Annotated in this window: 18 protein-coding genes; 13 read left to right on the top strand and 5 right to left on the bottom strand. The window is 72.0% G+C overall.

Going from position 1 to position 17,985, the window contains the following annotated elements:
* Nucleotides 1-45: 45 nt before the first annotated feature.
* The 9 genes from ACZ58N_RS05245 (at nucleotide 46) to ACZ58N_RS05205 (ending at nucleotide 9,833) form a co-directional block, all read left to right on the top strand.
* Nucleotides 46-1,677, top strand: coding sequence for a peptide ABC transporter substrate-binding protein (locus ACZ58N_RS05245; protein ID WP_471155808.1), 1,632 nt, complete (start codon nucleotides 46-48; stop codon nucleotides 1,675-1,677).
* An 85-nt stretch (nucleotides 1,678-1,762) separates the two neighbouring features.
* Nucleotides 1,763-2,686, top strand: a complete 924-nt coding sequence (locus ACZ58N_RS05240) for an ABC transporter permease (protein ID WP_471155806.1) — start codon at nucleotides 1,763-1,765, stop codon at nucleotides 2,684-2,686.
* Nucleotides 2,679-3,695, top strand: coding sequence for an ABC transporter permease (locus ACZ58N_RS05235; RefSeq protein ID WP_471155804.1), 1,017 nt, complete (start codon nucleotides 2,679-2,681; stop codon nucleotides 3,693-3,695). Before ACZ58N_RS05240 ends, ACZ58N_RS05235 begins: the two co-directional genes overlap by 8 nt.
* A 15-nt stretch (nucleotides 3,696-3,710) precedes the next feature.
* Nucleotides 3,711-4,685, top strand: a complete 975-nt coding sequence (locus ACZ58N_RS05230; protein ID WP_471155801.1) for an ABC transporter ATP-binding protein — start codon at nucleotides 3,711-3,713, stop codon at nucleotides 4,683-4,685.
* Nucleotides 4,678-5,736 carry an ABC transporter ATP-binding protein gene (locus ACZ58N_RS05225; RefSeq protein WP_471155798.1) on the top strand — a complete coding sequence of 353 codons (1,059 nt, stop codon included), beginning with the start codon at nucleotides 4,678-4,680 and terminating at the stop codon, nucleotides 5,734-5,736. Before ACZ58N_RS05230 ends, ACZ58N_RS05225 begins: the two co-directional genes overlap by 8 nt.
* A 430-nt stretch (nucleotides 5,737-6,166) precedes the next feature.
* Entirely contained in the window at nucleotides 6,167-6,361 is a 195-nt protein-coding gene (locus ACZ58N_RS05220; RefSeq protein WP_030226073.1) for a hypothetical protein, read from the top strand.
* Nucleotides 6,362-6,383: 22 nt separating this feature from the next.
* Nucleotides 6,384-7,286, top strand: a complete 903-nt coding sequence (gene mshB / locus ACZ58N_RS05215) for an N-acetyl-1-D-myo-inositol-2-amino-2-deoxy-alpha-D-glucopyranoside deacetylase (RefSeq protein WP_471155796.1) — start codon at nucleotides 6,384-6,386, stop codon at nucleotides 7,284-7,286.
* Nucleotides 7,283-7,666: a DUF6113 family protein gene (locus tag ACZ58N_RS05210; protein ID WP_471155794.1), complete on the top strand. Its 384-nt coding sequence runs from the start codon at nucleotides 7,283-7,285 to the stop codon at nucleotides 7,664-7,666. The genes mshB and ACZ58N_RS05210 overlap by 4 nt, the downstream gene beginning before the upstream one ends.
* A 343-nt stretch (nucleotides 7,667-8,009) precedes the next feature.
* Nucleotides 8,010-9,833, top strand: a complete 1,824-nt coding sequence (locus tag ACZ58N_RS05205; protein WP_471155793.1) for a peptidoglycan binding domain-containing protein — start codon at nucleotides 8,010-8,012, stop codon at nucleotides 9,831-9,833.
* 80 nt (nucleotides 9,834-9,913) lie between these two features.
* Here the strand turns inward: ACZ58N_RS05205 and ACZ58N_RS05200 are convergent, their stop codons facing one another.
* Together ACZ58N_RS05200 and ACZ58N_RS05195 are read right to left on the bottom strand one after the other, a co-directional pair.
* Entirely contained in the window at nucleotides 9,914-10,705 is a 792-nt protein-coding gene (locus ACZ58N_RS05200) for a transglutaminase family protein (protein WP_471155790.1), read from the bottom strand.
* Nucleotides 10,702-11,691, bottom strand: a complete 990-nt coding sequence (locus tag ACZ58N_RS05195; RefSeq protein ID WP_471155787.1) for a GNAT family N-acetyltransferase — start codon at nucleotides 11,689-11,691, stop codon at nucleotides 10,702-10,704. The genes ACZ58N_RS05200 and ACZ58N_RS05195 overlap by 4 nt, the downstream gene beginning before the upstream one ends.
* Nucleotides 11,692-11,807: 116 nt before the next feature.
* Between ACZ58N_RS05195 and fdxA the strand changes: the two genes are divergently transcribed.
* Nucleotides 11,808-12,137: a ferredoxin gene (gene fdxA, locus ACZ58N_RS05190; protein WP_281211214.1), complete on the top strand. Its 330-nt coding sequence runs from the start codon at nucleotides 11,808-11,810 to the stop codon at nucleotides 12,135-12,137.
* Nucleotides 12,138-12,244: 107 nt separating this feature from the next.
* The gene (dapC, locus tag ACZ58N_RS05185) at nucleotides 12,245-13,339 is read left to right on the top strand and encodes a succinyldiaminopimelate transaminase (RefSeq protein WP_471155783.1); all 1,095 of its coding nucleotides are present in this window, start codon (nucleotides 12,245-12,247) and stop codon (nucleotides 13,337-13,339) included.
* A 149-nt stretch (nucleotides 13,340-13,488) separates the two neighbouring features.
* Here the strand turns inward: dapC and ACZ58N_RS05180 are convergent, their stop codons facing one another.
* On the bottom strand, nucleotides 13,489-13,806 hold the full coding sequence (locus ACZ58N_RS05180; RefSeq protein ID WP_471155780.1) for an ATP-binding protein: 318 nt from the start codon (nucleotides 13,804-13,806) through the stop codon (nucleotides 13,489-13,491).
* Between the two features lie 255 nt (nucleotides 13,807-14,061).
* On the bottom strand, nucleotides 14,062-15,009 hold the full coding sequence (locus tag ACZ58N_RS05175) for a hypothetical protein (RefSeq protein ID WP_471155779.1): 948 nt from the start codon (nucleotides 15,007-15,009) through the stop codon (nucleotides 14,062-14,064).
* A gap of 86 nt (nucleotides 15,010-15,095) precedes the next feature.
* Between ACZ58N_RS05175 and dapE the strand changes: the two genes are divergently transcribed.
* Both dapE and ACZ58N_RS05165 read left to right on the top strand, forming a co-directional pair.
* Nucleotides 15,096-16,175, top strand: a complete 1,080-nt coding sequence (dapE, locus tag ACZ58N_RS05170; RefSeq protein WP_471155777.1) for a succinyl-diaminopimelate desuccinylase — start codon at nucleotides 15,096-15,098, stop codon at nucleotides 16,173-16,175.
* Between the two features lie 64 nt (nucleotides 16,176-16,239).
* Nucleotides 16,240-17,007, top strand: a complete 768-nt coding sequence (locus ACZ58N_RS05165; RefSeq protein ID WP_471155775.1) for an LOG family protein — start codon at nucleotides 16,240-16,242, stop codon at nucleotides 17,005-17,007.
* Nucleotides 17,008-17,082: 75 nt separating this feature from the next.
* Here ACZ58N_RS05165 and folP read toward each other — a convergent pair whose 3' ends face one another.
* Nucleotides 17,083-17,943, bottom strand: coding sequence for a dihydropteroate synthase (folP, locus tag ACZ58N_RS05160; protein WP_471155773.1), 861 nt, complete (start codon nucleotides 17,941-17,943; stop codon nucleotides 17,083-17,085).
* Nucleotides 17,944-17,985 lie beyond the last annotated feature (42 nt).

Below are 17,985 nucleotides of genomic sequence, written 5' to 3'. Positions count from 1 at the left end.
TGACAGTGGGCCCTAAGCGAGTCCGGGACCCATAGGAGGCACTCCATGCGCGGAGCCACCCACGTCAAGTGGGCCGCATGCGCGGCGGCCGTCGCCCTCACGGTGACGGCCTGCGGCGGTGGCAGCGACGGCGGGGACGCGGGCGGTGGCGCGGGGATCGTCAGCTCCTCGTGGGGTGACCCGCAGAACCCGCTGGAGCCGGCCAACACCAACGAGGTGCAGGGCGGCAAGGTCCTCGACATGCTGTTCCGCGGCCTCAAGCGGTACGACGCGAAGACCGGCGAGGCGAAGGACATGCTCGCCGAGAAGATCGAGACCACCGACAGCCAGAACTTCACGATCACGCTGAAGGACGGCTGGAAGTTCAGCAACGACGAGCCGGTCACCGCCCAGTCCTTCGTGGACGCCTGGAACTACGGGGCCGACGTCCGCAACAAGCAGAACAACTCGCCGTTCTTCTCCGACATCGTCGGCTACGAGGACGTGCACCCGGCCTCCGGCGAGCCGAGGACCAAGACCATGTCCGGCCTGGTCGTCAAGGATCCCAGGACGTTCACCGTGGCCCTCAAGGAGAAGTTCTCCACCTGGCCCGAGACCCTCGGGTACCAGGCCTTCTCCCCGCTGCCGAAGTCGTTCTTCACCGACCACACCGGCTGGCTCGCCAAGCCCGTCGGCAACGGCCCGTACACGGTGGACTCCTACACCAAGGGCACCGGCATGAAGCTGCGCGCGTGGGAGGGCTACCCGGGCGCCGACAAGGCGCAGAACAGCGGCGTCGACCTCAAGGTGTACACCGACAACAACACGGCCTACACCGACCTGATCTCCGGCAACCTCGACCTGGTCGACGACGTCCCGGCGCAGCAGCTGAAGAACGTCAAGAACGACCTCGGCGACCGGTACATCAACCAGCCGGCCCTGATCATCCAGACCCTCACCTTCCCGCTGTACGACCCGCAGTGGGGCAAGGAGGGCATGGAGAAGGTCCGCCGCGGCATCTCCATGGCGATCAACCGCGACGAGATCACCAAGCAGATCTTCCGCGAGACCCGCACCCCGGCCAAGGACTGGACCTCCCCGGCCCTCGGCGAGGCGGGCGGGTTCTCCGCGACCGCCTGCGGGGACGCCTGCGTCTACGACCCGGCCGAGGCCAAGAAGCTCATCCAGGAGGGCGGCGGACTCCCCGGCGGCAAGGTCACGCTGACCTCCAACGTGGACACCGGCTCGCACCGCGACTGGATGGACGCCGTCTGCAACAGCGTCAACAACGCGCTCGGTGAGGGCCCCGTCTGCACGGTCAACCCCGTCGGCACCTTCGCGGACTTCCGCAACCAGCAGAGCTCCTTCAAGCTCACCGGGCCCTTCCGCTCCGGCTGGCAGGCCGACTACCCGCTGATCCAGAACTTCCTGGAGCCGCTCTACTACACCGGCGCCTCCTCCAACTACGGGAAGTTCAGCAACGCGGACTTCGACAAGCTCATCGACGACGCCAACAAGGAGAACGACGCCACGAAGGCGACCGCGATCTTCCGGGACGCGGAGAAGATCCTCGCCGAGCAGATGCCGTCCATCCCGCTCTGGTACCAGAACGGCAGCGCCGGCTACTCCGAGCGGCTCTCCGACGTGGCCCTGAACCAGTTCAGCGTCCCCGTGTACGACCAGATCAAGGTCGCCTGACCGCCTCCGACGGATCGAACCGGGCCTCCCACCGCCCCCGGGGCGGGGGAGGCCCGCCGCGCCCACCGACAACATGGAGCACTCCATGGGACGTTATGTGATCCGGCGGCTGCTCCAGATGATCCCCGTGTTCATCGGCAGCACGTTCCTGATCTTCTTCATGGTGTACGCGCTCGGCGACCCGGTGGCCGCCCTCTTCGGCGACAAGGCACCGGACCCCGCCACCGCGGCCCGCATCCGCAAGGACCTGTACCTCGACCAACCCCTGTGGAAGCAGTACCTCCACTACATGGGCCAGATCTTCCAGGGCGACTTCGGCACCGCCTTCAACGGACAGCCCGTCACCGAACTCATGGCGAGCTCCTTCCCCGTCACCCTGCGGCTGACCATCGTCGCGATCTTCTTCGAGATCGTCATCGGCATCACCCTCGGCGTCGTCAGCGGCCTGCGGCGCGGCAGGAGCGTCGACACCGGCGTACTCGTCCTCACCCTCGTCGTCATCTCCGTGCCGACCTTCGTGACCGGGTACCTGCTCCAGTACCTCTTCGGGGTCAAATGGGGCTGGGTGCGGCCGACGGTCTCCCCGGACGCGCCGTTCAGCGAGCTGATCCTGCCCGGCATCGTCCTCGCCCTCGTCTCCCTCGCGTACGTCACCCGCCTCTCGCGCACCTCCATCGCCGAGAACGTCAAGGCCGACTACGTCCGCACCGCCGTCGCCAAGGGGTTGCCGCGCCGCCGGGTCATCACCCGCCACCTGCTGCGCAACTCCCTGATCCCGGTCGTCACCTTCATCGGCACCGACATCGGCGCCCTGATGGGCGGCGCCATCGTCACCGAGCGGATCTTCAACATCCACGGCGTCGGCTACCAGCTCTACCAGGGCATCCTGCGCAACAACTCACCGACCGTGGTCGGCTTCGTGACCATCCTCGTGATCGTCTTCCTGCTGGCGAACCTGCTCGTCGACCTGCTCTACGCGGTCCTGGACCCGAGGATCCGTTATGCCTGAGCCCGAGCGCCCCGACAATCCGGGCGGGTACGACCCCGTCGGCCCCCGGGAGGGAGAGGCCATGTCGCCCACCGGTCAGGGCGGTGCCATGGACCTCGCGCTGGAGGAGGCCGAGAGCGTCGAGGGGGTCACGAAGACCGGCGGCCCCGGCGGTTCCGGCGAGAAGGCCCGCTCCCTGTGGTCCGACGCCTGGCACCAACTGCGCCGCAACCCGGTCTTCATCGTCTCCTCGCTGCTGATCCTCTTCCTCGTCGTCATCTCCATCTGGCCGCAGCTCATCGCGAGCGGCGACCCCCTGCAGTGCGACCTGTCCAAGTCCCAGGAGGGCTCCTCCCCGGGCCACCCCTTCGGCTACGACACCCAGGGCTGCGACGTCTACACCCGGACCGTCTACGGGGCCCGCGCCTCCATCACCGTCGGCATCTGCGCGACCGTCGGGGCCGCCCTGCTCGGCTCCGCGCTCGGCGGACTCGCCGGCTTCTTCGGGGGATGGGGGGACTCGCTGCTCTCCCGGGTCGCCGACATCTTCTTCGGCATCCCCGTCGTACTCGGCGGCCTCGTGTTCCTGTCCGTCGTGACCAGCACCACCGTGTGGCCCGTCGTCGGGTTCATCGTGCTGCTCGGCTGGCCGCAGATCGCCCGCATCGCGCGCGGCTCGGTCATCACCGCCAAGCAGAACGACTACGTCCAGGCCGCCCGCGCCCTCGGCGCCGGCAACGGCCGGATGCTGCTGCGGCACGTCGCCCCCAACGCCGTCGCGCCCGTCATCGTCGTCGCCACCATCGCGCTGGGCACCTACATCGCGCTCGAAGCCACCCTGTCGTTCCTCGGTGTCGGCCTGCGCCCGCCGACGGTCTCCTGGGGCATCGACATCTCCAACGCCGCCTCACAGATCCGCAACGCCCCGCACATGCTGCTCTATCCCGCGGGCGCGCTCAGCATCACCGTGCTCGCCTTCATCATGCTCGGCGACGCGGTGCGCGACGCCCTCGACCCCAAGCTGCGCTGAGGAGTGAGCCGTCAGATGCTGCTCGAAGTCCGCGACCTGCACGTGGAGTTCAAGACCCGCGACGGCGTCGCGAAGGCCGTCAACGGCGTGAATTACTCGGTCGACGAGGGCGAGACCCTCGCCGTGCTCGGCGAGTCCGGCTCCGGAAAGTCCGTCACCGCCCAGGCCGTGATGGGCATCCTCGACACCCCGCCGGGCCGGATCGCGGGCGGCGAGATCCTCTTCCAGGGCAAGGACCTGTTGAAGATGAAGGAGGAGGAACGGCGCAGGATCCGCGGCGCGCGGATGGCCATGATCTTCCAGGACGCGCTGTCGTCACTCAATCCCGTGGTCAGCGTGGGCGCCCAGCTCGGCGAGATGTACGAGGTGCACCGCGGGATGTCCCGCAAGGACTCCCGGGCCAGGGCCGTCGAACTGATGGACCGGGTGAAGATCCCGGCCGCGAAGGACCGGGTGGGGGACTACCCGCACCAGTTCTCCGGCGGGATGCGCCAGCGCATCATGATCGCCATGGCGATGGCCCTGGAACCCGCCCTCATCATCGCGGACGAGCCGACCACCGCCCTGGACGTCACCGTGCAGGCCCAGGTCATGGACCTGCTCGCCGAGCTCCAGCGCGAACTCAACATGGGCCTGATCCTGATCACCCACGACCTCGGGGTCGTCGCCGACGTCGCCGACAAGATCGCCGTCATGTACGCGGGCCGCATCGTCGAGGCCGCTCCGGTCGACGCGATCTACGGCGCCCCCGCCCATCCCTACACCCGTGGCCTGCTCGACTCGATCCCGCGCCTGGACCAGAAGGGCCAGGAGCTCTACGCGATCAAGGGCCTGCCGCCCAACCTGCTCGCCATCCCGCCCGGCTGCGCCTTCAACCCGCGCTGCCCGATGGCCCGCCCCGTCTGCCGGACCGAGGTGCCGCCCCTGGCCGAGGTGGGCCCGGACCGGACGAGCGCGTGCTTCTTCTGGAAGGAGTGCCTCGGTGCCTGAAGCGATCCTGGAGGTCCGCGACCTCGTCAAGCACTACCCGCTGACCCAGGGCATCCTCTTCCGCAAGCAGATCGGCGCGGTCAAGGCCGTCGACGGGGTCTCCTTCGCCCTTGCCCGGGGCGAGACCCTCGGCATCGTCGGCGAGTCCGGCTGCGGCAAGTCCACCGTCGCCCGGATGCTGGTCAACCTGGAGCGCCCCACCGCCGGATCCATCTCGTACAAGGGCGAGGACCTCACCCGGTTGTCCGGCAAGGCCCTCAAGGCCGTCCGCCGCAACATCCAGATGGTGTTCCAGGACCCGTACACCTCGCTCAACCCGCGCATGACGGTCGGCGACATCATCGGCGAGCCCTACGAGATCCACCCCGAGGTGGCTCCCAAGGGCGACCGGCGCCGCAAGGTCCAGGACCTCCTCGACGTGGTCGGTCTGAACCCGGAGTACATCAACCGCTACCCGCACCAGTTCTCCGGCGGCCAGCGCCAGCGCATCGGCATCGCCCGCGGCCTCGCCCTGCGCCCGGAGGTCATCGTCGCCGACGAGCCCGTCTCCGCCCTGGACGTCTCCGTCCAGGCCCAGGTGGTCAACCTGCTGGAACGGCTCCAGAACGAGTTCGACCTGTCGTACGTGTTCATCGCGCACGACCTCTCGATCGTCCGCCACATCTCCGACCGGGTCGGCGTCATGTACCTGGGCCGCGTCGTGGAGATCGGCTCGGACACCCAGATCTACGAGCACCCCACCCACCCGTACACGCAGGCACTGCTCTCCGCCGTCCCCGTGCCGGACCCGCGGGCCCGCGCCCACCGGGAGCGCATCATCCTCTCCGGTGACGTGCCCTCGCCGGCCAACCCGCCGTCGGGCTGCCGCTTCCGCACCCGCTGCTGGAAGGCCGAGGCGCGCTGCGCCGAGGAGGAGCCGCTGCTCGCGGTTCCGGCGGTCTTCCCGTCGGGTCCGGCCGCCCATCCGTCGGCCTGTCACTTCGCGGCCGAGAAACAGGTGGTCCCGCCGTCCCCGGAACCGCCCGCGCCGCCGCCCCCGGCTCAGGTTTAGCCCGGCCTGTCCCGGGAAGCCCGCTCCGGAGGCCCCCGCGGACTGCTGCGGACCCTCCGGACGGGTCCCTTCCGCCGATCATTTTTGGCCACACGTCGACACCGGTCGTCGATCGCGCGCCCGTGACCGCCGTAACGGCAACACGCTTTACACGGGGGCAACTTGACCGTTTCTGACCCGAGATCCGGGCCGGGCACCCTGGGTGGGTGCGGCCGTGCGGGTGCCGACAGCCGGCCGGGGAGGCGCGCAGCCTCCCCGGCCGGCGTTTTCGTGCCCCCGTCCGTGTCCGCCGTACGCCCCTCGTGCTGCCGGAATTCGATCGATACGCTGGTACGGATAGTTATGATCCGTAGCGCACGGTGGGGTACGACTTCGCCGTGCGTGCAGGGAAACGCGTACCGATGTCCGCTCGACGTGGAGGTGAACCGCCGTGGCACTCTCGATCTCGGCCGTGGTGCTGCTGGCGATCGTCGTCTTCCTTCTGGTCCGGAGGTCGGGTCTGAAGGCGGGGCACGCGTTCGTCTGCGTACTGCTCGGGTTCTACCTGGCGAGCTCGACGATCGCTCCGACGCTCAGCCAGCTCACGTCCAACGTGGCGAGCATGATCAGTGGCCTCAAGTTGTAGGTCCGGCTCGTAGGCTGGGCCCATGAACGGTCTTCCCGCCCGCCGGCTGCTCCTCGTGCACGCGCACCCGGACGACGAGTCCATCAACAACGGCGTCACCATGGCCAAGTACGCGGCCGAGGGCGTCCACGTGGCCTTGGTGACCTGCACCCTCGGCGAGGAGGGCGAGGTCATCCCGCCGGGGCCGGCCCACCTGACGGCCGACCGCGAGGACGCGCTCGGTCCCTTCCGGGTCGGTGAACTCGCCGCCGCCATGAAGGAGCTCGGGGTCACCGACCACCGCTTCCTCGGCGGCCCGGGCCGCTTCCGGGACTCGGGCATGATGGGCGCGCCCCAGAACATGCGCCCCGGCGCCTTCTGGTCCGCCGACCTCGACGAGGCCGCCGGATACCTCGTCGAGGTGATCCGCGAGCTGCGTCCGCAGGTCCTCGTCACCTACGACCCCGACGGCGGGTACGGCCACCCCGACCACATCCAGGCCCACCGCGTCGCGACGCGCGCCGCGGAACTCGCCGCCGCGGCCGACCACCGGCCGGAACTCGGCGCCCCGCACACCATCGACAAGGTCTACTGGAACCGGGTCCCGCGTTCGGTCGTCGAGGAGGGCTTCGCCCGGCTGGCCGAGGCCCGGGACACGACGCCCTTCCCCGGCCTCGCGACCCCGAAGGACGTACCGGGCGTGGTGGCCGACGAGCGGATCACCGCCGAGATCGGCGACGACGCCGGACAGGACTTCGCGGCGGCCAAGGCGGCCGCCATGCGTGCCCACGCCACGCAGGTCGCCGTCGACGGCCCCTTCTTCGCCCTCTCGAACGATCTGGCCCAGCCGCTGTTCACCCGCGAGTACTACGAACTGGCCACCGGCGAACCGGGCGCCCCGGCGGGCGTCCGCGAGCGCGACCTCTTCGCGGGGGTGGACGCGTGACCGCCGCCTGGACGCCCGGACGCGTCGCCGTCCTGCTCGGTCTGCTGGTCCTCGGCGCGATCACCGGCGCGGCCGGCTGGCTTGTGGTGGACCTGTGGTTCCCCGGCGGGCTGCTGCTCGCGCTGCTCGCCCTCTTCGGACTCTTCCTCGGTGGCCGGATCTCGACCGGCGCGGGCATCGGCGTGGGTGCGGCGGCGATCGGCTGGTTCATCTCGTACGTGGTGCTCAGCCTTCCGCGCCCGGAGGGTGATTTCCTGCTCGGTTCATCCGGAATCGGTATGTACGCATACCTTTTGGGTGGTAGTGCGATCGCTGTGATCTGCGCCACGGTGAGGCTGTCCCCGGACCGTCCCGTTTCGGCCGCGCGACCGCGCGGTTGACGGTCCGTCCCACTCCTCGGGACTCCGATCGGGGACGGCTTGAGGGGGTTTGACGGCCCCTCGGACGGGCCCGCGCGGACGCCCAAGAGGAACCCTGGATTCCTGGGGGACAGTTGTGCGCGGGCGACGGCCAGTATGGTGGACGGGCCGCCGAGCTGCCCGCGCACGGTATGACGGGCGGCGGAGCCAACCGGGAGAACCTGCCTTGAGTCGTGAAACCGACAGTTCGCCCCCCGGGCCCGCAGGGCACGGTGGAGCCGTCTACCCCTCGGGTACACCGCCGTACGGAACCGGCCACTACCCGTCCACGGACGCCGCGGCGACCGCCCCGGAGGAGAACCCTGTGACGTCGAACCCGTCCACGCCCGACAATGACGGGCCGAAGACCGAGACCACCCTGACGACCCGTATCCGGATCAACATTCCGGGTTCGCGGCCGATCCCGCCCGTGGTCGTGCGCAAGCCGGTGAGGGACACCGAGCAGCCCGCCGGACCCGAGCCGACCCGGGCCGAGCCCGCGCCGGCCCCGGCACCGGCACGGTCCGCGCCACCCGTGCGCTCGGCCCTGCCGCCGGGCCCGCCGGCCGCGCCGGCCCCCGGACCCGCGGCTCCCCAGGCCCCCGCGCCGGCCGAGTCGGAGGAGGCGGCCAACAGCAACTGGTTCGCTCCGCGCAAGGCCACCCCGCCGCCGCCCACCGGCGCCGGTCAGGGCCCCGCGCAGGGCGCGAGCTACGGCTCGGCGCCCGGTGGCGCCCCCGCCGGACCGGGTGCCCCCGGTGGACACGGCGGCCCCGGAGCCCCGGCCCCCGGTGCGGGCTTCGCGCCCCCGGCGGGCCACGGCGCTCCGCAGCCGCCCGTCGCGCACGGCACCGGGGCCGGCTTCGCGCCGCCCCCGAACGTCGGCGGCCCCGGCGTCGGCACGCCGCCGCAGGGCTACCCGGCGTACGACGCCGGGCCCGTCACCGAGGCCTTCCCCGCCTACACGGAGCCCGCCGGGCCGACGGGCGGGCCCGCGATGGGGACCGTACCCGTGCACGCCGACGAGGCGCCGCGCTGGCCGGGCCCCGAGGCGGGAGGCGCGCCGACCCCGGCGCCGGGCCCCGTCGCACCCGTGCCCCCGCCCGGACCGCAGCCGCCGAAGCAGCCCCGTCCGACGCCCCCCGCGCCCCCGGCGGGCAAGCAGACCAAGGGCGCCAAGCCGGCCGGCAAGCCGGCCAAGCCCGCCAAGAAGGGCCGCTCCAAGCTGGTCCTCCTCGGCGGCGGCGTCATCGCGCTGGCCGGCGTGGCCTACGGCGCGGGGCTGCTCCTGAACCACTCCGACGTCCCCAAGGGCACCACCGTCCTCGGCGTCGACATCAGCGGCAGTCGCGACGAGGCCGTCAACAAGCTGGAGAAGGCCTTCGGCACCCGTGCCGCGACCCCCCTCCAGCTCAGCGTCGGCGGCAAGCCGGTCGAGCTGAAGCCGGAGAAGGCCGGGCTCACCCTCGACGCGCAGACCACCGTCCGCAACGCGGCCGGCAGCGACTACAACCCGGTCACCGTCATCGGCTCGCTCTTCGGCGTCGAGCGCACGGCCGACGCCGTCATGCCGGTCGACGAGGAGAAGCTGCGCGACGCGCTCCAGGAGCTGGCGGGCGGCGCCGGCGGCGTCACCGAGGCGACCATCAAGTTCGACACCGGCAAGGCCGTCGCCGTTCCCGGCAAGGCGGGCGAGGGCCTCGACGTCGACGGCTCGGTGGACCTCGTCCGCAAGGCCTTCGGCGCGCTCGTCGGCGGCGGCAAGGCGGCCCCCGTCGAACTCCCCGTCACCACCCGGGAACCCACCATCACCCAGGACGAACTGAACCGGGCGATGAAGGAGTTCGCCGAACCGGCCATGGCCTCCCCGGCGACCGTCAAGGCGGGCGGCAAGTCCCTCCCGTTCGGCGCCAGGTCCCTGCCGAAGATCCTCAGCATGACGGCCGTGGACGGCCGCCTCGTCGAGAAGTACGACCTTGAGGCCCTCAAGGCCACCTACGGGAACGCCTTCGACGGGGTCATGGTCACGCGGGGCACCGGGGCGAAGACGGCCGTGACCCCCGAGGACGTCGCGGGAGCCCTCGGCAAGGCCCTCAAGGGCAAGACGCCCGCCGAGCGGATCGGGGTCATCGACACCAACGCCGGCTGACCGGAGCGTCCGGCCGCGCACCGACGCGGCCCGTGAGCCCCTTCCCCGGAGCGGGGAAGGGGCTCACGCGTACCCGGGCCTCAGTTCAGCAGCGCGCGGGCCGACACGGCCTCGCCGCGGATGCGGGCCGCGGACTCGGCGTCGACGGCGTCCATCACCTCGGCGTACGCCTCCAGTTCGCCCGCACCCTCCGTGAAGGCGCCCCGCTCCACCAGCAGCCGCGCCCGCTCGTAGCGCAACGCCGCCGGGTGCGAGGGCATCGACAGCGCCAGGTCCAGCGACCAGAGGGCCACCGCCGACTGCTCCGGCCGGGCCGAGGCCCAGGCCCGGATGTTGTTCAGGATCCGCAGCACGATGTCGTGGGTCCGGGCCGGCGTGCGCGGCCCCGCCGCCAGCTCCGCGGGGCCCGCGCCGAGCGAGGCGCCGCCCGCGAACGGGTCCGCGACGAAACCGTCCTCCGGGTCCCCGAAGCCCACCACGAAGTGCCCGGGCAGCCCCAGCCCGTACACGGGCGCGCCCGCCCGTCGCGCCACCTCCATCCAGACCACGGACAGCAGGATCGGCAGCCCGCGCCGGCGCCGCAGCACCTCGTGCAGCAGGGAGGAGGAGAGCCGGTCGTAGTCCGCCGGGGTGCCGTGGAAACCGAGCCGGCCGCCCAACAGCTCCGTCAGCGCCGACGCCCAGGCCTTCCCGCCCCGCAGCCCGTACGGCAACATCCCCGCCAGCCGGTCCAGTTCGATCTGCGCCCAGTCCATGGCGCGTTCGTCGAGGTCCGGGTCCGCCTCCGCCGCCAGCAGCAGGCACAGCTGCGCCAGATCGGGCCGCTCCGCCCGGGCCTCCGCCGCGAACAGCTCCCGCGTCCGCGCGCTCACCGCGTCACCCCGGCCCGGAAGTGGTGGTACGCGTGGTGCGTCGCGAAGCCCATCCCGTCGTACAGCGCCCGCGCCGCCGGGTTGTCGGTCTCCACCTGGAGCCACGCCGCGGAGGCGCCCTCCTCCAGCGCGCGGCGGGCCAGCGCCGCCATGATCGCCGTGGCCAGGCCCCGCCGCCGCTGCTCCGGGGCGACGGTGACGGCCCCGAAGCCCGCCCAGCGCCCGTCCACCACGCACCGGCCCACCGCCCTGCCGTCGGGGAGGGAGGCGAACCACACGGAGGGGCCCGCCACGAGCATCCGGGCGGCCAGGTCCGGATCCCGGACCTTGCCGTAGCGGCCCAGCCACGCCTCGTCGGGCGTTCGGGTCAGACGTACGTCCGTCACGTCGGCGTCCAGGTCCGCCACCGGGGCCAGGCCGCCGGTGCGGACCTCCGCCGAGACCTCGTTGACCCAACCGCGCCGTTCCAGCTCCGCGCAGAGGAGCTCCTGCGTGCCCGCCGAGCCGGTCGCGGCCTGCACATAGGCCGGAAGGTCGCGTTCCGTGTACCAGGAGGTCACCCTGCCGAGTGCTTCGTCCAGGGGTATGCCGGGATCGCCCAGCGGCAGGACGGAGTTGGCCCGCCGGGTGAAGCCCCCCGCGGCCCGGAGCGTCCACTCCCCGAGCGGCTCGCTCTCCAGCGGCACCCAGGCCCGCGCCGTGACCCGGGCCAGTTCCTCGAAGGAGGCCGCCGGACCCCTGCGACGGGCCGGCGCGGGAGGCACCGTCTTGCCCGCGACCAGCGATGATTCCGGGATGTGGACGGACACGCCGTCCTTGCGTGTGATCGTCAGCACACCCTCGTTCCAGGATGTGAGAACCCCTACGGCGTCGGCGAAGACGGGGGACCGCCCCGACCCCTCCTCCACCCGTCGTACAGAGACTCGTTTACCCACGTCAGCCGGGGTGATTCGGATCTCCAGCAGCCCACCGGCAGTGATTTCCACAGCTCTGTCCGCCCCTCCTGTTCGGATCGTGCCCGGGAACGGAGATACTAGGTGCGGGCATCGACGACGCCGCGCTCCCGCGCGAATGGAAAGCCCTACCGAGGAGGAACGAGAGCGTGACCTACGTCATCGCGGAGCCTTGTGTCGACGTCAAGGACAAGGCATGCATCGAAGAGTGCCCCGTCGACTGCATCTACGAGGGCCAGCGGTCCTTGTACATCCACCCGGACGAGTGCGTCGACTGCGGCGCGTGTGAGCCGGTCTGCCCGGTCGAGGCCATCTTCTACGAGGACGACACCCCGGAGGAGTGGAAGGACTACTACAAGGCGAACGTCGAGTTCTTCGACGAGCTCGGCTCGCCCGGTGGTGCCTCCAAGCTCGGCCTGATCGAGCGCGACCACCCCTTCGTCGCGGCGCTGCCGGCGGACATCAACCCGCAGCACTGACCGTTCACGGCAGACGCTCCTCGGTCCCGTCCGGCATCCGTGCCGCACGGGACCGAGCCGTTTCACCACCCGCACCCAGCGCGTACCCAGAGAGAGCAGAGACCCCCGTGGCCGCAGTATCCGACCGCCTTCCCGCCTTTCCCTGGGACAAGCTGGAGCCGTACAAGGCGACGGCCGCGGCCCACCCGGACGGCATCGTCGACCTGTCGGTCGGCACGCCCGTCGACCCGGTCCCGGAGCTGATCCAAAGCGCCCTGAAGGGCGCCGCCGACTCCCCGGGCTACCCGACGGTCTGGGGGACGGTCGCCCTGCGCGACGCGATCACGGGCTGGCTGCGCGGCCGGCTCGGCGCGAGCGCCGCCGGACACCGCAACGTCCTGCCGGTGGTCGGCTCCAAGGAACTCGTCGCCTGGCTGCCGACCCAGCTCGGCCTCGGCGCCGGCGACAAGGTCGCCCACCCGCGCCTCGCCTACCCGACGTACGAGGTCGGCGCCCGCCTGTGCGGCGCCGAGGCCGTGGCCTACGACGACCCGACCGACCTCGACCCGACCGGCGTGAAGCTGCTGTGGCTCAACTCCCCGTCCAACCCGACCGGCAGGGTCCTCCCCAAGGAGGACCTGATCCGGATCGTGGCCTGGGCGCGCGAGCACGGCATCCTGCTCTTCAGCGACGAGTGCTACCTGGAGCTCGGCTGGGAGGCGGAGCCCGTCTCGGTCCTGCACGACGAGGTCTGCGGTGGCTCCTACGAGGGCATCGTCGCCGTCCACTCCCTCTCCAAGCGGTCCAACCTGGCGGGCTACCGGGCCGCCTTCATCGCCGGTGACGCCGACGTGCTCGGCGAGCTGCTGGAGATCCGCAAGCACGGCGGGATGATGACCGCGGCCCCGGTGCAGGCCGCCGTCGTCGCGGCCCTGGGCGACGACGCCCACGTCGCCGAACAGCGCGGCCGGTACGCAGCCCGCCGTGAGGCCCTGCGCACGGCCCTGGAGGCCCACGGCTTCCGCGTCGAGCACAGCGAGGCGAGCCTGTACCTGTGGGTGACCCGGGACGAGCCCTGCTGGGACACCGTCGCCCACCTGGCCGAACTCGGCATCCTGGCCGCGCCGGGCGACTTCTACGGCGAGGCCGGCGCGCGGTTCGTCCGCGTGGCCTTCACGGCCACCGACGAGCGGGTCGCGGCGGCGGTCAAGCGCCTGGGCTGAGCCCCGGGCCGGGCGCTCGGACCGTCCACCGCGGCCGACCGTCCGAGCCGTCGATCAGGGACGTCGATCAGGGCCGTCCAGCCGGGCCCCGAACGGCCCGAGGGGCCGGGAGCGCGTGCTCCCGGCCCCTCGGCGTTCCCGCGGCGGTGTCAGCCGCCCAGCGGCAGACCGCCCACGGGCAGGGTGCTCACCGGCAGGGCGCCCACGGGCAGTCCGCCGAGCGTCTTGGTCGCCGTACCGGCCAGCTCGCCGGCGGGGCCGGTGGCGGGCACGGCCCCGGTGACGGCGCCCGTGGCGTCCGTGGCCGCGGCGGTGGCGCCCGCGGAGTCCGGGGCGGTGAGCGCGCCCAGCGGCACGGATTCAAGGCCCGCGGCGGCGGCGACGCCGGCCGCACCGACCACCGGCGCGGTACCGGCGGCGAGGAGCAGCGCGGTACGGGCGATCCGGCGGGTCAGGGGGAGGGACATGATGCTCCTAAGCGGTAGCGGCTGAGTACGCCGTGTACAACCGCTCCCGGGGTGGATCGAGTTGCGGATGCCCCGGGTAAAGGATCGGTAATGCGTGCGCTTATCGGCTTCGGAGACAAGCGCATGAGATGCCCTCGCGCCCTCCCGCCACGCACGCCGACCAGCGGGTCCGCGTACCGGCGGCGCCGGCGTGCGGGCGCCGCGCGCCCCACCCCCCACGGGGGACGGTTCGTACGCCCGTCCGCGCCCCCGCGGTCACCGGGGGCGGGTCGGGAAGATCCTCACGTCCTGCGGGCCCGCAGCGCGCGGATCACCGGACCCGGACGCACCGGGGACGCTCGGCACCCACTCGCCCCGGTTCTCGCCGGCGGTCCAGGCCATGCCGTCGTGGGAGACGCGCTGGATGCCGAGCTCGAAGGCGTGCGCGACGGCCCAGTTCGCCAGCTCCCAGCCGCGCCGCTGGTCCCGCACCGGCAGGGAGATCTCGCTCGTGTCCCGGGGCGCGGAACTGCCGCGCGGGGCACCGGCCTTCGGCAGCACGGCCGCGCCGAAGTCGCGGGCGAGGGCGTCCCGCACCCGCGCCGGATCGCCCTCCGGCTGCGCCTTCGGGCCGGCGCAGGCCAGCATGTCGCGGGCCCGGCCGGTGAAGGCGGTGGTCAGGAGCGCCGCGTCCGGCTCGTGCTTCGCGTACGCGTCCGGGAAACCGCTGCGCTGCACCTTCTGCGCGGCCACCGTCAGCGGCATCCCCGCGTACCCGGGGACGTCCTCCAGCCGGTCGTAGAAGATCCCGGCCGAGTACACCGGATCCATGATCTGCTCCGGGGTGCCCCAGCCCTGCGAGGGGCGCTGCTGGAAGAGGCCCAGCGAGTCCCGGTCGCCGTGGTCGAGGTTGCGCAGCGCGGACTCCTGCATGGCGGTGGCCAGCGCGATCGTCACCGCCCGCTCCGACCTCCCCTTCGTCGTCCCGACGGCGGCTATCGTCGCCGCGTACCGGGCCTGCTCGGGGCTCAGCTCGTAGGTGCGCGCGGTTCCACCGCCCGCCGCGTCGCGGGAGTCGCGCACCGTGCAGTACGGCGCGCCCGCCCCGCCGTTGGACTCGTACTGGACGACGAGGTACCCGGCCAGGCCGAGCAGCGCGAACAGGGCCGCGGCCCCGCGGAGCGGGCGGCGGCGCCGGGGACGGGAGCGATCGGTCTCGGACACGCGGCTACCGTACTTGAGGCATATGACGCGTCCACCGGCCGGACGGACCCGGTTCCGGGGCATCCCGGGGCGTTAGGGTCGGGTCCATGTCCGAATCCGAGCTGGACCTCACCCTGGACGCCGCCGAGCTGACCGCCCGGCTCGTCGACATCCCCTCCGTGAGCGGCGACGAGAAGGTACTCGCCGACCTCGTGGAGAACGCGCTGCGCGGTATCCCGCACCTCACCGTCGACCGGCACGGCAACAACGTCGTGGCCCGTACGCACCTCGGCCGCGCCGAGCGCGTCGTGCTCGCCGGGCACCTCGACACCGTGCCGATCGCCGACAACGTCCCCTCCCGCCTCGACGAGAACGACGTCCTGTGGGGCTGCGGCACGACGGACATGAAGTCCGGGGTCGCCGTGCAGCTGCGCATCGCCGCGACCGTGCCCGAGCCGAACCGCGACCTCACCTTCGTCTTCTACGACCAGGAGGAGGTCGCCGCCGACCTCAACGGCCTCGGCAAGGTCGCCGAGGCCCACCCCGACTGGCTCACCGGGGACTTCGCCGTCCTGCTGGAGCCGTCCAACGCCGAGGTCGAGGGCGGCTGCCAGGGCACCCTGCGCGTGCTGCTCCGCACGGCGGGCGAGCGCGCGCACTCCGCGCGCAGCTGGATGGGTTCCAACGCCATCCACTCCGCCGCCCCGATCCTGGCCAGGCTCGCGGCGTACGAGGCCCGCAGGCCGGTCATCGACGGCCTGGAGTACCACGAGGGCCTCAACGCGGTCCGCATCGAGGGCGGCGTCGCCAACAACGTCATCCCCGACGCGTGCACGGTCACCGTGAACTTCCGCTACGCCCCCGACCGCACCGCCGAGGACGCCCTGGCCCACGTCAAGGAGGTGTTCGCCGACTGCGACATCGCCGAGTTCGTGATCGACGACCACTCCGGCGGCGCCCTGCCGGGCCTGTCCCACCCGGCCGCCGCGGCCTTCATGGAGGCGGTCGGTGGCCGCGCCATGCCGAAGTTCGGCTGGACGGACGTGTCCCGCTTCAGTGCCCTCGGAGTACCGGCGGTCAACTACGGCCCGGGGGACGCCCTGCTGGCCCACAAGGTCGACGAACGCGTGGAGACGAAGGCGATCCTCCACTGCGAAGAACGACTCCGCGCCTGGCTGACCTCGTAAATTCCCCTTCTCGTCACCTTTGTGCGCCTAACCTGATCCAACGATCAGCAGGAGGGAGCACATCATGGGCAACCACCGCAATTCCGAAGGGGACGCCCGTCGGCGGCCCGAGGAGCAGCAGCTCGGGCCCGTGCTGCGCAGGCGGAGCCAGGTGCAGGCGGGCAGTACGACGGACCAGCGGCTGTTGGACTCGGCCGGGCCCTCCGAGTGGGTGCACACCGATCCCTGGCGGGTCCTGCGCATCCAGTCGGAGTTCATCGAGGGCTTCGGCACGCTCGCCGAGCTGCCGCCCGCGATCAGCGTGTTCGGCTCGGCCCGCACCCCGGTCGACTCGCCGGAGTACGACTCCGGCGTACGGATCGGACGGGCCCTCGTCGACGCGGGCTTCGCCGTCATCACCGGCGGCGGTCCGGGCGCGATGGAGGCGGCCAACAAGGGCGCGCGTGACGGCGGCGGCATCTCCGTCGGGCTCGGCATCGAGCTGCCCTTCGAGCAGGGGCTCAACGAGCACGTCGACCTCGGGCTGAACTTCCGTTACTTCTTCGTCCGCAAGACGATGTTCGTGAAGTACAGCCAGGGCTTCGTGGTCCTGCCCGGCGGGCTCGGCACCCTCGACGAGATGTTCGAGGCACTGACCCTGGTCCAGACCCAGAAGATCACCCGCTTCCCGATCGTGCTGTTCGGCACGGAGTACTGGAGCGGCCTGATCGACTGGCTGCGCAACACGGTGATCGCCCAGGGCAAGGCCTCGGAGAAGGACCTGTACCTCTTCCACGTGACGGACGACGTGGACGAGGCGATCGCCCTGGTGACGAAGGAAGTCGGCAAGTAGCACCCCCGCCGCGCGCGCCCACCGTCCGCCCCCCGGCAACCGACCGCCGGGGAGGACGGCGGGCCGCCGCGGGACTCAGGCCAGGCCGCGGCGGGCGACCGCCGGGGGGCGGTGTCCCCGGATCGACGCCACCATGTCGAGGACCTGCCGGGTCTCCGCGACCTCGTGGACCCGGTACACCCGCGCCCCCAGCCAGGCCGAGACGGCCGTGGTCGCCAGGGTGCCCAGCAGGCGCTCCTTGACCGGCTTGTCGAGGGTCTCGCCGACGAAGTCCTTGTTGGAGAGCGACACCAGCACCGGCCAGCCGGTGGCGGCCATCTCGCCGAGCCGACGGGTGGCCTCCAGCGAGTGGCGGGTGTTCTTCCCGAAGTCGTGCCCCGGATCGATCATGATCGCGTCCCGTCGGACGCCGAGGGCCACCGCGCGCTCCGCGAGTCCGACCGTGACGGCCAGGATGTCCTCCATCACGTCCTCGTACGAGGTGCGGTGCGGTCGCGTCCGCGGCTCGACCCCGCCCGCGTGGGTGCAGACCAGGCCCGCGTCCCAGCGCGCCGCGACCTCCGCGAGCTTGGGGTCCACCCCGCCCCACGCGTCGTTCAGCAGGTCCGCGCCGGCCTCGCACACGGCCTCGCCGACCTCGTGCCGCCAGGTGTCCACGCTGATCACCACGTCGGGGTGGCGGCGCCGCACCTCGGCCACGAAACCGACGGTGCGCCGGGCCTCCTCGGCGGCGTCCACGTGCTCCCCGGGACCGGCCTTCACGCCGCCGATGTCGATGATCGCCGCGCCCTCGGCCACGGCCCGCTCGACCCGGTCCAGCGCGGGCTCGTCGTGGAACGTCGCGCCCTGGTCGTAGAAGGAGTCGGGAGTCCGGTTCACGATGGCCATGATCACCGGCTCGTGGGTGGCGAACTCTCGTCTGCCCAGTCGCAGCATCCTGCTCTTTCCTCCTTCGGCGACCCTTGCGCCTCGTCTGTG

Source organism: Streptomyces sp. NPDC040432, assembly GCF_055595445.1.
Note: the sequence above shows the minus strand (reverse complement) of the source record. Positions and strands in the feature narration are given on the sequence as shown.

Coding starts and splice junctions, on each gene's coding strand:
- ACZ58N_RS05245 (WP_471155808.1), top strand. CDS start 46: ATGCGCGGAGCCACCCACGTCAAGTGGGCCGCATGCGCGGCGGCCGTC.
- ACZ58N_RS05240 (WP_471155806.1), top strand. CDS start 1,763: ATGGGACGTTATGTGATCCGGCGGCTGCTCCAGATGATCCCCGTGTTC.
- ACZ58N_RS05235 (WP_471155804.1), top strand. CDS start 2,679: ATGCCTGAGCCCGAGCGCCCCGACAATCCGGGCGGGTACGACCCCGTC.
- ACZ58N_RS05230 (WP_471155801.1), top strand. CDS start 3,711: ATGCTGCTCGAAGTCCGCGACCTGCACGTGGAGTTCAAGACCCGCGAC.
- mshB (WP_471155796.1), top strand. CDS start 6,384: ATGAACGGTCTTCCCGCCCGCCGGCTGCTCCTCGTGCACGCGCACCCG.
- ACZ58N_RS05180 (WP_471155780.1), bottom strand. CDS start 13,806: ATGTCCCTCCCCCTGACCCGCCGGATCGCCCGTACCGCGCTGCTCCTC.
- dapE (WP_471155777.1), top strand. CDS start 15,096: ATGTCCGAATCCGAGCTGGACCTCACCCTGGACGCCGCCGAGCTGACC.
- ACZ58N_RS05165 (WP_471155775.1), top strand. CDS start 16,240: ATGGGCAACCACCGCAATTCCGAAGGGGACGCCCGTCGGCGGCCCGAG.
- folP (WP_471155773.1), bottom strand. CDS start 17,943: ATGCTGCGACTGGGCAGACGAGAGTTCGCCACCCACGAGCCGGTGATC.